This window comes from Kitasatospora sp. NPDC086791, assembly GCF_040685975.1.
Lineage (GTDB): Bacteria > Actinomycetota > Actinomycetes > Streptomycetales > Streptomycetaceae > Kitasatospora.
This window is the reverse complement of the sequence record NZ_JBFBOC010000017.1, coordinates 53,902-68,102: the sequence shown is the minus strand read 5'-3', so window position 1 is coordinate 68,102 and position 14,201 is coordinate 53,902. Positions and strand designations below refer to the sequence as shown.

14 protein-coding genes are annotated in these 14,201 nt (G+C 73.3%); 8 read left to right on the top strand and 6 right to left on the bottom strand.

What is annotated here, in order from left to right:
• The first annotated feature begins 110 nt into the window (after positions 1-110).
• Complete coding sequence (locus AB0Q99_RS22205) at positions 111-494, top strand: hypothetical protein (RefSeq protein ID WP_363574344.1); 384 nt, start codon at positions 111-113, stop codon at positions 492-494.
• A gap of 23 nt (positions 495-517) precedes the next feature.
• Here AB0Q99_RS22205 and ugpC read toward each other — a convergent pair whose 3' ends face one another.
• The 4 genes from ugpC to AB0Q99_RS22185 all read right to left on the bottom strand — a co-directional run bounded on the left by ugpC (position 518) and on the right by AB0Q99_RS22185 (position 4,788).
• Positions 518-1,702 carry a sn-glycerol-3-phosphate ABC transporter ATP-binding protein UgpC gene (ugpC, locus tag AB0Q99_RS22200; RefSeq protein WP_363574342.1) on the bottom strand — a complete coding sequence of 395 codons (1,185 nt, stop codon included), beginning with the start codon at positions 1,700-1,702 and terminating at the stop codon, positions 518-520.
• A 34-nt stretch (positions 1,703-1,736) separates the two neighbouring features.
• The gene (locus AB0Q99_RS22195; protein ID WP_363574340.1) at positions 1,737-2,570 is read right to left on the bottom strand and encodes a carbohydrate ABC transporter permease; all 834 of its coding nucleotides are present in this window, start codon (positions 2,568-2,570) and stop codon (positions 1,737-1,739) included.
• Positions 2,567-3,418, bottom strand: coding sequence for a sugar ABC transporter permease (locus AB0Q99_RS22190; protein WP_363574462.1), 852 nt, complete (start codon positions 3,416-3,418; stop codon positions 2,567-2,569). Before AB0Q99_RS22190 ends, AB0Q99_RS22195 begins: the two co-directional genes overlap by 4 nt.
• 92 nt (positions 3,419-3,510) lie before the next feature.
• Positions 3,511-4,788 carry an ABC transporter substrate-binding protein gene (locus AB0Q99_RS22185; RefSeq protein WP_363574338.1) on the bottom strand — a complete coding sequence of 426 codons (1,278 nt, stop codon included), beginning with the start codon at positions 4,786-4,788 and terminating at the stop codon, positions 3,511-3,513.
• A 266-nt stretch (positions 4,789-5,054) separates the two neighbouring features.
• Between AB0Q99_RS22185 and AB0Q99_RS22180 the strand changes: the two genes are divergently transcribed.
• Positions 5,055-5,465 (top strand): hypothetical protein, encoded by a 411-nt coding sequence (locus tag AB0Q99_RS22180; protein ID WP_363574336.1) that lies wholly within the window; start codon positions 5,055-5,057, stop codon positions 5,463-5,465.
• 114 nt (positions 5,466-5,579) lie between these two features.
• Here AB0Q99_RS22180 and AB0Q99_RS22175 read toward each other — a convergent pair whose 3' ends face one another.
• Together AB0Q99_RS22175 and AB0Q99_RS22170 are read right to left on the bottom strand one after the other, a co-directional pair.
• Positions 5,580-7,088 carry an ATP-binding protein gene (locus tag AB0Q99_RS22175; RefSeq protein ID WP_363574334.1) on the bottom strand — a complete coding sequence of 503 codons (1,509 nt, stop codon included), beginning with the start codon at positions 7,086-7,088 and terminating at the stop codon, positions 5,580-5,582.
• Complete coding sequence (locus AB0Q99_RS22170; protein WP_363574332.1) at positions 7,081-7,758, bottom strand: response regulator transcription factor; 678 nt, start codon at positions 7,756-7,758, stop codon at positions 7,081-7,083. The genes AB0Q99_RS22175 and AB0Q99_RS22170 overlap by 8 nt, the downstream gene beginning before the upstream one ends.
• Before the next feature lie 138 nt (positions 7,759-7,896).
• On the opposite strand from AB0Q99_RS22170, the gene AB0Q99_RS22165 reads away from it, so the two are divergent.
• The 6 genes from AB0Q99_RS22165 (at position 7,897) to AB0Q99_RS22140 (ending at position 14,155) form a co-directional block, all read left to right on the top strand.
• The gene (locus AB0Q99_RS22165) at positions 7,897-8,526 is read left to right on the top strand and encodes a hypothetical protein (RefSeq protein WP_363574330.1); all 630 of its coding nucleotides are present in this window, start codon (positions 7,897-7,899) and stop codon (positions 8,524-8,526) included.
• Between the two features lie 111 nt (positions 8,527-8,637).
• Complete coding sequence (locus AB0Q99_RS22160; protein WP_363574328.1) at positions 8,638-9,441, top strand: hypothetical protein; 804 nt, start codon at positions 8,638-8,640, stop codon at positions 9,439-9,441.
• 135 nt (positions 9,442-9,576) lie between these two features.
• Positions 9,577-11,121: an MFS transporter gene (locus AB0Q99_RS22155; RefSeq protein WP_363574326.1), complete on the top strand. Its 1,545-nt coding sequence runs from the start codon at positions 9,577-9,579 to the stop codon at positions 11,119-11,121.
• A gap of 128 nt (positions 11,122-11,249) precedes the next feature.
• Positions 11,250-11,639 carry an SCO5389 family protein gene (locus AB0Q99_RS22150; RefSeq protein WP_363574324.1) on the top strand — a complete coding sequence of 130 codons (390 nt, stop codon included), beginning with the start codon at positions 11,250-11,252 and terminating at the stop codon, positions 11,637-11,639.
• Positions 11,640-11,885: 246 nt separating this feature from the next.
• A complete protein-coding gene (locus AB0Q99_RS22145; RefSeq protein WP_363574322.1) occupies positions 11,886-12,989 on the top strand; it encodes an LLM class flavin-dependent oxidoreductase in 1,104 nt (367 codons plus the stop codon).
• A 149-nt stretch (positions 12,990-13,138) separates the two neighbouring features.
• A complete protein-coding gene (locus tag AB0Q99_RS22140; RefSeq protein ID WP_363574320.1) occupies positions 13,139-14,155 on the top strand; it encodes an NADP-dependent oxidoreductase in 1,017 nt (338 codons plus the stop codon).
• Positions 14,156-14,201: the final 46 nt, after the last annotated feature.

The following is a 14,201-nucleotide window of genomic DNA, read 5'->3' as shown; positions in this document are numbered from 1 at the left end:
CGCTCCGGCGACGCACGCTCCGGCCTCCACCCCGGATGCGCCCCGCCCCGCGCGGTGGTCGACTCGGAACGAGGGGAAGTCCCCGGGGCCGTCACGGAGAGGAGCCACCGATGCCGAAGGTGTCCAAGCAATCGGCGACGCAGATCCAGGAGTTCGGACCGGTGACCGACCGCCGTGCGGAGATGAACGGCTCCACGGTCGAGTTCGTCTCCTTCGGCGCCGACGCCGACCTCGACGGGCCGCTGCAGTCCCTGCCCGACGGGTTCTGCCAGTGTCCGCACTGGGGCTACGTCATCGCCGGACGCATGCGCTACGTCTTCGCGGACCACGAGGAGGTGTACGAGGCCGGCGACGCGTTCTACCAGCCGCCGGGGCACCGGCCGTACGTCGACGCCGGGACGGAGCTGCTGCAGTTCAGCCCGACCGACGCCCTCGCCCGCACCGAGCAGGCCATCGCGGAGTGGATGGGCCGCCAGGAGGGCGGTACGCCGTAGGCCGGCCCTCCCGGGGCCGCGGGCTACCCCGCCAGGCGTTCCGGGTGGGTCAGGGTGGCTCCGCCGCGGGGGTCGAAGACGTGGATCCGCGCGGTGTCGACCCACAGCTCCAGCGGGCCGCCCTCGACGGCGCGGGTCGCCGTGCTCAGCCGTGCGACGACCCGGTGCTCCCGCATGCCGGTGTCGGCCCGGCCCGAGTCCGCGGCGAGCTCGGCGAGTTCCTCGGTCGGCGCCGGCCCGCCCTCCTCCGCGAAGTGGACGTACACGTCCGATCCCACGGACTCGCGGACCTCGACGGTGACGGTGCAGGTGACCCCGCCGACGTGCCCGGCCAGGGCGGCGTCCTCGAAGTCCTCGGGCCGGATGCCGACGATCAGCTCGCGCGGCGCGTCCGCGCGCTCCAGGGCACGCCGGGTGCGGTCGTCCAGCGGCAGCGCGCCCAGCGAGGTGCGCAGCGCGTTCTCCTCCAGCACGGCGCCGAGGAAGTTCATCCCGGGCGAGCCGATGAATCCGGCGACGAAGAGGTTGACCGGCTCGTCGTACAGCTGTTGCGGCGAGCCGACCTGCTGGACGACGCCGGCCCGCAGGACGACCACCCGGTCGCCGAGGGTCATCGCCTCCACCTGGTCGTGGGTGACGTAGACGGTGGTGGTGCCCAGGCGGCGCTGGAGCGCGGCGATCTGGGTGCGCATCTGGACCCTGAGCTTGGCGTCCAGGTTGGACAGCGGCTCGTCCATCAGGAAGGCCTTGGGGTCGCGGACGATCGCCCGCCCCATCGCGACCCGCTGGCGCTGCCCGCCGGAGAGGTTGGCGGGTTTGCGGTCCAGGTGCGCGGTCAGGTCGAGAATGCGGGCGGCCTCCTCGACCTTGGCGGTGATGGTGGCCCGGTCGACCTTGGCCAGGCGCAGCGCGAAGCCCATGTTGTCGCGCACGCTCATGTGCGGGTAGAGGGCGTAGCTCTGGAAGACCATCGCGATGTCGCGGTCCTTGGGCGCGCGGTCGTTGACGACCTGTCCGGCGATGCTCAGGGTGCCTTCGGTGATGTCCTCCAGCCCGGCGATCATGTTGAGCGTGGTGGACTTGCCGCAGCCGGACGGGCCCACCAGGATCACGAACTCGCCGTCGGCGATGGTGAGGTTGACGTCGTGGACGGCGAGGGAGCCGTCGGGGTAGCGCTTGGTGATGCCGTCGAGGACGATCTCGGCCACGGTCCGCCTTCCTGGTCCGCCGGGTGGGGCGGTCTCAACCTTTGACTGCGCCGGCGGTGAGCCCGGCGACGATACGGCGTTGGAAGAGCAGCACGAAGACCACGATCGGGATCGTGATGACCACGGCGGCGGCCGCGATCGAGCCGGTCGGCTGCTCGAACTGGGAGCTTCCGGTGAAGAAGGCGATGGCGGCCGGTACGGTCCGGGCCGAGGTGGTGGAGGTCAGCGAGATCGCGAACAGGAAGTCGTTCCAGCAGAAGATGAAGACCAGGATGCCGGTGGTGAACACACCGGGCGCCGCCAGCGGGGCGATGACCAGCCGGAACGCCTGCCAGGGCGTGGCGCCGTCGACCTTGGCGGCCTTCTCCAGGTCCCAGGGGATCTCCCGGAAGAACGCCGACAGCGTGTAGATCGCCAGCGGCAGCGAGAAGGTCATGTACGGGATGATCAGCCCGGCCCAGGTGTCGAAGAGGCCGAGCGCCCGCTCGATGTCGAACAGCGGCGAGACCAGCGAGATCGGCGGGAACATCGCGATCAGCAGGGAGATCCCGATCAGCAGCCGCTTGCCGGGGAAGCGCAGCCGGGCCACCGCGTAGGCGGCCATGGTGCCGAGGACGACGGCGATGGTGGTGGCGATCACCGCGATCCCGATCGAGTTCACCAGGGCCCGGGTGAACTCCGAGGTCTGGAAGATGCCGCGGTAGTTGGCCCAGGTCCAGCTGCGCGGCACGAAGTCGCCGTCGGAGAGGGTGGCCGGGGCCTTGAAGGAGAGCGCCACGATCCACCAGACCGGGAAGAGCGCGTAGAGCACGACGACCAGGTTGGCGATGCCCCAGCCGGTGCGCGTGCGGGCGCGACGGGTGCTCATCGGCGCTCCGGTTCGGCGCCCGGGGCGGCCGCGCCGAAGAGCTTGACGAAGACCAGCGCGATGAGCGCGACGCAGACGAAGATCAGGACCGAGATCGCCGAGCCGATGCCCAGGTTGAGCGCGGTGAACAGGTTGTCGTAGCCGAGGATCGAGACCGAGGCGGTCCCGTTGGAGCCGCCGGTCAGCACGTAGATGTTGTCGAAGATCCGGAAGGCGTCCAGGGTGCGGAACAGCAGGGCGACCAGGATGGCCGGCTTCATCAGCGGCAGGATGACCAAGCGCAGCCGCTGCCCGAAGCTCGCGCCGTCGACCATCGCCGCCCGGACGGTCTCGTCGGGCACCAGGGCCAGGCCCGCGAGCAGCAGCAGGGCCATGAACGGGGTGGTCTTCCACACCTCGGCGAGGATGATCAGGCCGATGGCGGGCCACTGTTCGGTCAGCGGGGCGCTGCCCTCGGGCAGCAGGGCGGCCAGGTAGCCGATGCCGGGTGTCCAGGCGTACTGCCAGGAGTAGGCGGCGACCACGGTCACGATCCCGTACGGCACCAGGACCGCGGTGCGGACGGTGCCGCGGCCGAAGACCGTACGGTGCATCACCAGGGCGAGGGCGAGGCCGAGGACCAGCTCGACGGCGACCGAGACGACGGTGATCAGCACGGTGACGCCGAGTGCCTGCCACCAGTACGGCGAGCTGAGCACGGCGCCGTAGTTGGCGAGCCCGACCCAGTGCGCCTGTTCGGGGAAGCGCAGGTCGTAGCGCTGCAGCGAGAGGTAAACGGCGTAGCCGATCGGGTAGGCGGTGACGGCGAGCATCACGACGACCGCGGGGGCGCAGAGCAGCAGGCCCAGCCGGCGTTCCTGGCGGGAGCCGCGGGAGGGCCCGGCCGGGGCGCGGCCTGCCGGGGTGCGGGAGGCGGTGGTGCGGGAGGCGGTGGGCGGTGTCACGGGATCAGCCCCTTCGAACCGAGGGCGTCCTGGATCTGCCTGTGCAGGTCGGCCACGTCCTGCTCCGGGCGGATGTCGGCGGGCGGGGAGAGGGTGTGCGAGATGGCGATCGAGACGTTCTGGTAGGCGGGGGTCTGTGGCCGGATGCTCGCCGTGTCGAGGGCGGCGAGCACGTCGGCGGCGAAGGGGTAGCTGCTGGTGAGTTCCGCCGCCTGGTAGAGGCTGCGCAGGGAGGGTGGGAGGCCGCCCTTCAGCGCGTTGGTGAGCTGGTTCTCCCGGTCGCGCAGGCACAGGGTGGCTTCGAAGGCGAGGTCGGCGTGCCGGCTGTAGGCGCCCACCGCGAGGTCGATCCCGCCGATGGTGACGGTCGCGGGGCGGTCGGGGAGGACCGCGGGGTACGGGGCCCAGCGGAAGTGCGGGAACAGCCCGGGCCGGTTGGCCTTCATCGAGGGGTAGACGAAGGGGTAGTTGAGTTCGAAGGCGGCGGTGCCGGACTCCATGGCGAGCCGGTTCTGGTCCTCCATCTGGTTCGGCAGCGAGGGGTCGGCGGCCGGGGAGGTGGCCAGGTCGTGCATCACCGTGGTGGCCGCGACGGCGGGCGCGCCGAGCGAGGGCGCCTGCGCGTCGGGGGTGAGGATCGAGCCGCCCGCGCTGGTGATCAGGGTGTTGAACCAGACCGTGAGCCCCTCGTACTGGGCGCCCTGGATCTCCACGTAGTGCGGTTTGCCGGCCCGGGCCAGCTCCTGGGCCGCGGCCAGCATCGCGGCCCAGGTCTTGGGCGGGGTCTGGACCAAGTCGTCGCGGTACCAGAGCAGTTGGGTGTTGGAGTTGTACGGCACGGCGTACAGTCGGCCGTGCCAGGTCGCGGTGCGCACGGCCGCGTCGAGCGTGTCGGCGGTGCCCTGTTCGCGCATCGCCCCGGTCCACTCGCGGATCCAGCCGGCCTCGGCGAACTCGGCGGGCCAGGTGACGTCCAGGCCCAGGATGTCCACCGCGGTGTCGTGCGCGGCCATCCGGCGCACCAGTTGCTGGCGCTGGCCGTCCGCGCCCCGGGGCAGTTTGTCGTAGCGGATCGTGTAGCGCCCGCCGGACTGCTGCCCGCAGCGGTCGGCGGCTTGCTGGAGGGCGCCCGAGTCGTCCGGGAAGTTGTACCAGTCGAGCGTGACCGGGCCGCTCTGCCCGCTGCTCCCGCAACCCGTCAGGGCGGACGCGACGACGGCCAGCCCGGCGGCGGCGCTCGCCCATCGGGTGCGGAGACTGGGGACCCTCGGCATCGTTCTCCCGTGGTGGGGCGGACCGGCCCCGCCGACCCTAGCCCGCGGGCCCCGGCGGGCCCGGGCGTGCCGCGCCGTCGGCCAGCCGGACGGGCGAACCCGCCGCGCCGCCCCCGCTGCCCCTGGTGTTGATCCGACCGGCCCCCGGCGACCCGGGCCGACACGCCACGGGCGGTGGACCATCGCCCGGCACGCCGGTGGGCGGCGCCTACTGTCGCCTTCGCCCGAACAGGGACATCAGCTGACAGAAACGGAGAATTCCCCCCATGAACCGTCGCATCACCGGGACGCTGGTCCTGCTCGCCGCCGCCGGCCTCGCCGCCGTGCCGACCGTCGCGAGCGCCGAGGTCGTCTCCGGCGGCAACCACGGGACGGTCATCGTCGGCGACGACAACCAGGTCGCCGGCTACGACATCGTCAACGCGGGCCACGACGCCACCGTCGGCTCCTTCAACGGATCGGGCGGGACGACTGGGACGACCGGGGTGGCCTCCTCCGCCATGGCGGCCGCCCAGGCCACCGGCGGCAACGACGGGACCGTGATCGTCGGCGACGACAACCAGGTCGCCGGGGACGACATCGTCAACGCCCTCAACGACGCCACCGTCGGCTCCTACAACGGATCGGGCGGGATGGCCACGACGGTGGCCGCCGCGCTGCGGCCCGTCACGGGCTGAGGCCCGCGCGTACCGTGCCGCCCCGGAAGGCGACTTCCGGGGCGGCCGTGCGTGCGGCCGCTGCCGCCGGACGCGGCGCCGGGCCGGGCGGGGGGGGCCGTCAGCCGGGGGCCGTCAGCCCGGGGTTCGGCGGGTGGGCGGAGCGGCCGTGACGGGCAGGCGGGCGCGGAAGGTGGTCACGCCGGGCGCGTCGTGGACGGTGAGGGTGCCGCCGTGGATGGCGGCGATGTCGCGGGCGATCGGCAGGCCGAGGCCGGCGCCGCCGTCGTCCCGGCTGCGGGCGTCGTCGAGCCGGGCGAAGCGTTCGAAGATCTTCTCGCGGTCGGCGGAGTCGATCGGGGGTCCGTCGTTGGCCACGTCGAGGACCGCCTCACCGGAGGCCCGGTCCGCGGTGAGCCGGACGGTGACCCGGTGCCGGGCGTGGCGCTGGGCGTTGTCGAGCAGGTTGGTCAGCAGGCGGCCCAGCCACAGGACGTTGCCCGGGGCGGTGACCGGCACCCGGGCGTGCACGGTGACCGGGACTGGCCCGGGGCCGCGGGCCGTGACCGTGCTGTGCACCAGCTCCGCCAGGTCGACCGGTTCGTCGGGCCAGCCGTGGTCGGTGGTGTCCAGGCGGGCGAGCAGCAGGAGGTCGGCGGCGAGGGACTGGAGGCGTTCGGTGTCCTCCAGCGCGCCGGCCACCAGGTCGGTGCGCACGTCGGGATCGGGGTGGGCGAGCGCGACTTCGAGCTGGGTGCGCAGGACGGTCAGCGGGCTGCGCAGTTCGTGGGAGGCGTCGGCGATGAAGCGGCGCTGCCGGACGCCCGCGGCTTCGAGCCGTTCGAGCATGGCGTTCATGGTGCCGGCCAGCCGGGCGATCTCGTCCTCGCTGCCGGGTTCGGGCACCCGGCGGTCCAGGTCGCGGTCGCCGATGGCGGAGACCTCGGCGCGGATCGCCTCGACCGGGCGCAGGGCCCGTCCGGTGGCCCGCCAGGTGAGGGCGCCGACGGTGAGCAGCAGGACCGTACTCAGCCCGGCGAGCGCCGCCGAGGTGAGGTCCTCGGCGGCGTCGACCGTGCGCAGCGCCGCGCCGACGTGGACGGTGACGGGACCGGTCGGGGTGGTGGCGGTGACCGTGGTGACGCGCTGGTGGTGTTCGTCGCCCAGGGCACGGAGGTTGAAGGTGCTGTGGCCGTCCGGATGGCCGGTGGGGGCGACCGCCGGGTGACCGGTCAGGTTCTGGCTGGCGGCGACCACCGTGCCGTGCGCGTCGACGACCTGGATGAAGTCGGTGCCGTGGTCGAGCGGGAGCTGACCGGGCAGCCGCCCGTCCTCGGCGAGGCGGGCGACGGCCGCGGCCTGCTCGCGGGCGCCGGCCTCGACGGTGCGTTCCAGGTTGGCGCGCAGCAGCAGGACGACGGCGGCCGAGGCGACGGCGAGCACGACGGCGACGCTCAGGCAGGCGGCGAGGGTGGTGCGGGCCCGGACCGAGCGCGGGGTCAGGCGGTCGAGCAAGGCGGCGAGCCGGGGGTTGCGGGCGGGGCGGAACGGGCGGGCGAGGCGGAACGGGCGGGCGAGGCGTCGGCGTAGGGCCCCGCCGGTCGGGCGGCGGGCCGGTGTCGGGGTCGGGGTCGGGTCAGCCACCGTCGGCCGCCAGGCGGTACCCGGTGCCCCGCACGGTCTGCACCGCGGATCGCCCGTACGGGGTGTCGATCTTGCGCCGCAGGGCGCTGACGTGGACCTCGACGGTGTTCGGGTCGCTGTCGGGGCCGCTGTCCCAGACCGCGTCGAGGATCTCCCGCTTGGACACGGCCTCGCCGGCCCGGCGGGCGAGGTGGTCGAGGACGGCGAACTCGCGCGGGGTGAGCGGGACGGTGGCGCCGGCCCGGGTGCAGGTGCGGGCGGCGGAGTCCACCACGAGGTCGCCGAGGACGGTGCGCCGGGGCGCGCGGCTGCCGATGCGCCGGGCCAGGGCCCGGAGCCGGGCGACCAGCACCACGAACGAGAACGGCTTGGAGAGGTAGTCGTCGGCACCGGTGTCCAGCGCCTCGGCCTCGTCCCATTCGCCGTCCTTGGCGGTGAGTATCAGGATCCCGACGTCGCTGCCGGAGGCCCGTAGCCGCGAGCACACCCGGTAGCCGTTGAGGCCGGGAAGCATGATGTCGAGCAGGACGACGTCGTAGGCGTGGTCCATGGCCCGGGCGAGGCCGGACGGGCCGTCGTGGGCCACGTCGACCCGGAACCCCTCCGCGGTCAGCCCGTGCTGCAGGGCCAGCGCCAGCCGCCGTTCGTCCTCCACCACCAGTACGCGCATGCCCACCAGGGTCGCAGGTCGCCGGAGCGGCCGACTGAAGGGGTCTTCAGGTCTTCAGCCGATCTTCAGCTACGCCCGGACATCCTTGCGCAGTCACCCGGGGACGGCCCGGGGCGTCGCAGGATCGGGGTGTGTGTGGTGAGCGGAGCTTTCGGGGCCGAGGAGCTGCAGGGGTCGCAGGAGCCGCAGGGGTCGCAGAAGCGGCCGGGCGCGGGTCGTCCGGGGCGGACGCGCACCGGCCTGGGGATCGCCGCGCGCTGGGTGCGCGGCCGGTCGGCGCGCTGGGTCGTGGTCGGTGCGGCGGCGGTGGCGCTCGGCGGCGGCGTGGCCGCGGTGGCGGTGCACCACGAGCACGAGGGCCACGGCGACGGCCGGACGTCCGCGGCCGGCGACCGGGAGCAGTACGACGCCAAGAGCCGGCACGACGGCCGGCAGCGGCACGAGGGCCCGCAGCAGCGCGACAGCCGGGACGGCCACCGGGGGCACGGGGTCCGCGCCGACGGCGAGGACGGCGGGCCGAACGGGCAGGGGGCGCCGGCGCCGCTGCCGTCGACCGAGGCCGCCGACGCCGTGGCCAAGGCCTCCTCGGCGGTCGCCGGCGGCCGGGTGGAGTCGCTGGCGACCGTCGCCGAGCAGGGCGGCGGCCGGGCCTGGCGGGCCGTGGTGGTCGGCCCGGACGGGGTGCGGCACGCGGTGACCGTGGACGGGGCCACCGGCACGGTCACCGGCAACACCGTCGTCGGCGGGAGCTCCGTCCACACCGGCTGACCGCGGCAGCCGATCACCGACCACCGACCGGGCGCGGCCGGGCCGCGCCGTACAAGGCCGAACAGAGCCGTACAGAGCCGTACAGAAGGGAGCCCCGTCGACGTGGGCGCCATGACAACCCCCCACGCGGGCAGCCGCGACCGTGCCGTCCCCGCGCGGGCCGTCCTGAGCAAGGTCCCGCAGGTGACGGCGGTGTTCTGGGTCGTCAAGATCCTCACCACCGGCATGGGCGAGACCACCTCCGACTACCTCGCCCGGGTCCTGGGGCCGGTCCCGGCGGTCGGCTCGGCCGGGCTGCTGCTCGCCGCCGCCCTGTTCGCGCAGGCCCGGACCCGGCGCTACGTCCCGGCGGTGTACTGGGCGGCGGTGGTCATGGTGAGCGTGTTCGGGACCATGGCCGCCGACGTCGCGCACGTCGCCCTCGGGGTGCCGTACGCCGCCTCGGCGGGCGCGTTCGCCGTGGTCCTCGCCCTGGTGTTCGCGCTCTGGCGGCTGTCGGCGGGGACGCTCGCCGTGGAGACGGTCGCGGGCGGCAAGCGCGAGGTCTTCTACTGGTGCGCGGTCATGGCCTCGTTCGCGCTCGGCACGGCCGTCGGCGACCTGACCGCGGCCACCCTGGGCTGGGGCTACCTGCCCTCGGGCCTGCTGTTCGCCGCCCTGATCACGCTGCCCGCGCTGGCCCACCGTCTGGTCGGCCTCGGGCCGGTGCTCACCTTCTGGTGGGCCTACGTCCTCACCCGCCCGCTCGGCGCCTGCTTCGCCGACTGGGCCGGCGTCAGCCGCGACCGCGGCGGCCTGGACCTCGGCACCGGACCGGTCAGCCTGGTCCTCGCCGTGATCATCGTCGCAGCGGTGGCGTGGCTGGGGGCCACCGAGCGGCGCAGGCGCGCGGCGTCGACCCCGCACACCCCCTGATCGCGGATTGTCCGGAAATCGCTGCTTGTCCGTAATGAACGGTTGTGTTCCCTATCTCCCGGAGCTAGTGTCGGTGGAGGTGGACGATTCCGCTCCCCTCCCATCGTTCGCTCCCGAGCCATTGGGGAACCTGCCATGGCCACCTCGCGTGCCCTGGCCACGGCTCCGCCCGCGACCGCACGTCGGGGCCAGCACCCAGGGATAGCCCTCACCGTCATCGCGGCCACCCAGCTGATGGTCGTCCTGGACATCACGATCGTGAACATCGCGCTGCCGCACATCCAGCAGGCGCTGAAGTTCAACACCACCGACCTGTCCTGGGTCATCAACGCCTACACGCTGACCTTCGGCGGACTGCTGCTGCTCGGCGGCCGGGCGGGCGACATCCTCGGCCGCCGGCGGGTGTTCATGGTGGGCGTCCTGGTGTTCAGCACGGCCTCGCTGCTCGGCGGGCTGGCCACCTCCTCCGCCTGGCTGCTGGCCTCGCGCGCCCTGCAGGGCCTCGGCGCCGCCATCGCCTCGCCGACCGCGCTCGCGCTGATCGCCACCAACTTCAAGGAGGGCCCGGAACGCAACCGGGCCTTCGGCGTGTTCTCCGCCGTCGCGGGCGCGGGCGGCGCGATCGGGCTGCTGCTCGGCGGCATGCTGACGTCCTGGCTCTCCTGGCGCTGGGTGTTCTTCGTCAACGTGCCGATCGGCATCGCGATCGCGCTGCTGGCGCCGCTCTACATCAACGAGTCCGCGCGCCACCCCGGCCGCTTCGACCTCACCGGCGCCTTCACCTCCACCGTGGGCATGGTCTCGCTGGTGTACGGCTTCATCCGCGCCTCCGAGCACGGCTGGACGGACCCGGTGACGCTGGCCGCGTTCAGCCTCGCCGTCGTCCTGCTGACCGCCTTCCTGCTCAACGAGCGGCACGTGCCGCAGCCGATCACGCCACTGCACCTGTTCCGCGACCGCAACCGCTCCGGCGCGTACGGGCTGATGCTCTGCGTGGCCGCGGCGATGTTCAGCATCTTCTTCTTCATCACCCTGTTCGTGCAGGAGATCCTCGGTTTCAGCCCGCTGCGGGCCGGCTTCGCCTTCCTGCCGATCAGCGTCGCCATCATCGCCGCCGCCCAGATCGCCGCCCGCAACCAACTGCGGTGGGGCCCCAAGCCGTTCCTGGTCACCGGCTCGGTGCTGGTGCTGGCCGGAGTCGCCTGGGCCACTCAGATCGACCTCGACACCACCTACGTCGGCGGCATCCTCGGTCCGACCCTGCTGTTCGGCTTCGGCATGGGCTCCATCTTCGTCCCGGCGATACTCACCGCCGTCTCCCACGTCGCCCCGCACGAGACCGGCGCCGCCACCGGCATGCTCAACACCACCCAGCAGGTCGGCGGTTCGCTGGGCCTGTCGATCCTGATCACGGTCTTCGGCACCGCGAGCCGCAACGAGGCGCAGCAGCAGGTCGGGGCGTTCCTCCGGCAGGCCACCCCACAGGAGGCGCTGCGCTTCAAGGCCACCGGGCAGCTGCCGCAGCCCTATTCCTCGCAGGTGCTGGTGCACGGCATCGCCAGCGCGTTCCAGATGGGCCTGGTCTTCGCCGCCATGGCGGTCGTCATCGCGACGCTCGTCATCAAGGTCCGCCGACTGCCCGCGGCGACCGGCGTCAGTCCTTCGGGGGGCGGTGCTTGACAGGGCGTCGGGAAGAGCGGGAGAGTCTTATCCGCAACGGTTTTCATCTTCGATAACCAGTGCGGATGGGTCCTGCCCGTTGGCGCCCCTGCTCCCCTGATCCCTTGATCCCCCGAAAGAGGACACCCATGTCGCTCGACGTCTCGCCCGCCCTGCTCGCCCAGGCCCAGGAGGGCCGGGTCGACGAGGCCGCCTTCCTCGACACCGTCCGCGCCTCGCTCCCCTACGCCTACCAGGTCGTCGCCGGCCTCAGCACCGAACTCGCGGCCGGCGAGGACGAGTTCACCACCGACAACACCACCCCCAGCGACGAGGAGCGGGCCCAGCTGCTGCGCGCGCTCGCCAGCAACGCCATCCGGGGGAGCCTGGAGGACCACTTCGGCGTGAAGCTCGCCTTCGTCAACTGCCACCGCGTGGGCGCCTTCCGGCCCGGCGCCGAGGACAGCGAGGCGTACCGCGAGTTCACCTCGCTGCACAACCAGATCCGCAACCAGAGCCCGGAGCTGCGCAGCTGCTGACCGGCCCTCGCGGGTGCGGGGCCGCCGCCCGGGCGATGGCCCCGCACCCGCGTCCCCGTGTTGCGGGCCGTTTCCGGCTGTTGCCGCACATTGCCGCACGTTGCTCCCCGTGGCCGCCCGTGACCGCCCGTTGTCCGGATCGCGTGCCGATCTTGTCGGGCCGGGCGGCGGGCGCCTACGTTCGAAGGGCACCACTGGTCCGGCCCTTCCCCGGGGCCGCCTCGACACCCCGCGGAGCCGCCCACCATGTCGCCGGACCCCCGCCCGCTGCGCAAGCTCGGCTTCCTGACCATCGGACTCTTCGACGAGGCGGACCCGCGCCGCGGCCACGAGTCCACCCTGGAGCTCATCACGCTCGGCGAGCAGCTCGGCTTCGACAGCGCCTGGCTGCGCCACCGCCACCTCCAGTTCGGGATCTCCTCCCCCGTCGCCGTCCTCGCCGCCGCCACCCAGCGCACCAGCCGCATCCAGCTCGGCACCGCCGTCACCCCGCTCGGCTGGGAGAACCCGCTGCGGCTCGCCGAGGACCTCGCCACCGTGGACGTCCTGTCCGGCGGCCGGCTCAACCCCGGCTTCAGTGTCGGCCCGCCCACCCACTACGAGCACGTGCGCGGCGCGCTCCACCCCGACACCGGCGGGCAGGAGGACTTCGGCCCCCGCCGCGCCGAGCGGCTGATCGCCCTGGTCCGCGGCGAGGACGCCTCCGACTTCGCGGGCACCGAGGGCATCGAGGTGTACTCCCGCCGGGTCCAACCGCACTCCCCCGGCCTGGCCTCCCGGCTCTGGTACGGCGCGGGCAGCCTGCGCTCCGCCCGCTGGGCCGGCGACCAGGGGCTCAACCTCCTCACCAGCAGCGTGGTGAAGGCCGAGAGCGGCGAGGCCGGGACGGAGGACGGGGGACCGACCGGGACGGACGGCGCAGCGACCGGGGCTGACGGGGGACCGTTCGACTTCGCCGCGATCCAGGCCGCCCAGATCCGCGCCTTCCGCGAGCGCCACCCCGACGGCGAACGCGCCCGGGTCTCCCAGGGGCTGGTGGTCATCCCCACCGACAGCGCCACGCCCGACCAGCGCGCCCGCTACGAGGCGTACGCCCTCGCCCGCACCGCGCGCACGCTCGCCCCGCAGGGACCGGGCCGGCTGCTGTTCGCCCCCGACCTGGTCGGCACCACCGAGGAACTGGTCGAGCGACTGCACGCCCACGCCGGCTACCGGGAGGTGGACGAGGTCGCCTTCGCGCTGCCCTTCACCTTCGAACACCGGGACTACGTGCAGATCCTCACCGACCTGGCCACCCGGCTCGGCCCGGCCCTCGGCTGGCGCCCCGCCCCGGCCCCCGCCGAGGGCTGACCCCCGGGGCGGCCGCCGCCACGGCCTACGCCCGTAAGGCCTCAGAACCCGGCTGTGTTCCGTGGGTTCCCGGCTCTGGTCAGATGAATAAGCGCTTGCTTAGAATCGGGCGGTCGAGTTCCAGAGCCGAATGCGCACCAGGAGACGTCATGACCGGAGACACCGCCGTCAACCGTCAGATCCGCCTTGCCCGGCGGCCGGTCGGGGAGGTCCGGGCGGAGGACTGGGCGCACGGGAGCGAGCCGGTGGGGGTGCCCGGGGACGGGGAGTTCCTGGGGCGGACGCGGTACGTGTCGCTGGATCCGGCGATGCGGGGGTGGCTGGACGACCGGCCGTCGTACCTGCCGCCGGTGGGGCTGGGCGAGGTGATGCGGGCGGGTTCGGTGGTGGAGGTCGTCGCGTCGAACCACCCGGGGTTCCGGGTCGGGGACCACGTGGTCGGGGCCTTCGGGGTCCAGGAGTACGCGGTGTCGGACGGCAAGGGGGCGATCACGGTGGATCCCGCGCTCGCGCCGCTGTCGACGTACCTCGGCGCCCTCGGGATGCCCGGCATGACCGCCTACTTCGGGCTGCTGGACGTCGGGGCGCTCAAGGAGGGCGAGACCGTGGTGGTCTCCGGCGCCGCCGGGGCGGTCGGCAGCATGGTCGGGCAGATCGCCAAGCTGAAGGGCTGCCGGGTGGTCGGCATCGCGGGCGGCCCCGAGAAGTGCGCGCTGCTCACCGGGGAGCTGGGCTTCGACGCCGCGATCGACTACCGCGCCGAGGACGTCCGAAAGGCGCTGCGCACGCACGTTCCGGACGGCATCGACGTCTACTTCGACAACGTCGGCGGGCCGGTCCTGGACGCCGCGCTGACCCGGCTCGCCCTGCACGCCCGGGTGGTGGTCTGCGGGGCGATCAGCCAGTACAACAACGAGAACGCCGTCGAGGGCCCGTCCAACTACCTGTCGCTGCTGGTGCGGCGGGCGCGGATGGAGGGCTTCGTGGTGTTCGACTACGCCCGCCGGTACGGGGAGGCGGCCGCCGAGATCGCGGGCTGGATCGGCGACGGCCGGATCAAGGTGAAGGAGCAGGTGGTGGAGGGCACCGTGGACGACTTCCCGGAGACCTTCCGGATGCTGTTCCGCGGCGAGAACACCGGCAAGCTGGTGCTCCGCCTCACCTGACATCCCGGCTCACCGGATCGGGCTCACCGATCCGGCCCCGGCCCGG

Coding starts and splice junctions, on each gene's coding strand:
- AB0Q99_RS22140 (WP_363574320.1), top strand. CDS start 13,139: ATGACCGGAGACACCGCCGTCAACCGTCAGATCCGCCTTGCCCGGCGG.
- AB0Q99_RS22150 (WP_363574324.1), top strand. CDS start 11,250: ATGTCGCTCGACGTCTCGCCCGCCCTGCTCGCCCAGGCCCAGGAGGGC.
- AB0Q99_RS22155 (WP_363574326.1), top strand. CDS start 9,577: ATGGCCACCTCGCGTGCCCTGGCCACGGCTCCGCCCGCGACCGCACGT.
- AB0Q99_RS22170 (WP_363574332.1), bottom strand. CDS start 7,758: ATGCGCGTACTGGTGGTGGAGGACGAACGGCGGCTGGCGCTGGCCCTG.
- AB0Q99_RS22145 (WP_363574322.1), top strand. CDS start 11,886: ATGTCGCCGGACCCCCGCCCGCTGCGCAAGCTCGGCTTCCTGACCATC.
- AB0Q99_RS22185 (WP_363574338.1), bottom strand. CDS start 4,788: ATGCCGAGGGTCCCCAGTCTCCGCACCCGATGGGCGAGCGCCGCCGCC.
- AB0Q99_RS22195 (WP_363574340.1), bottom strand. CDS start 2,570: ATGAGCACCCGTCGCGCCCGCACGCGCACCGGCTGGGGCATCGCCAAC.
- AB0Q99_RS22205 (WP_363574344.1), top strand. CDS start 111: ATGCCGAAGGTGTCCAAGCAATCGGCGACGCAGATCCAGGAGTTCGGA.
- AB0Q99_RS22160 (WP_363574328.1), top strand. CDS start 8,638: ATGACAACCCCCCACGCGGGCAGCCGCGACCGTGCCGTCCCCGCGCGG.
- AB0Q99_RS22180 (WP_363574336.1), top strand. CDS start 5,055: ATGAACCGTCGCATCACCGGGACGCTGGTCCTGCTCGCCGCCGCCGGC.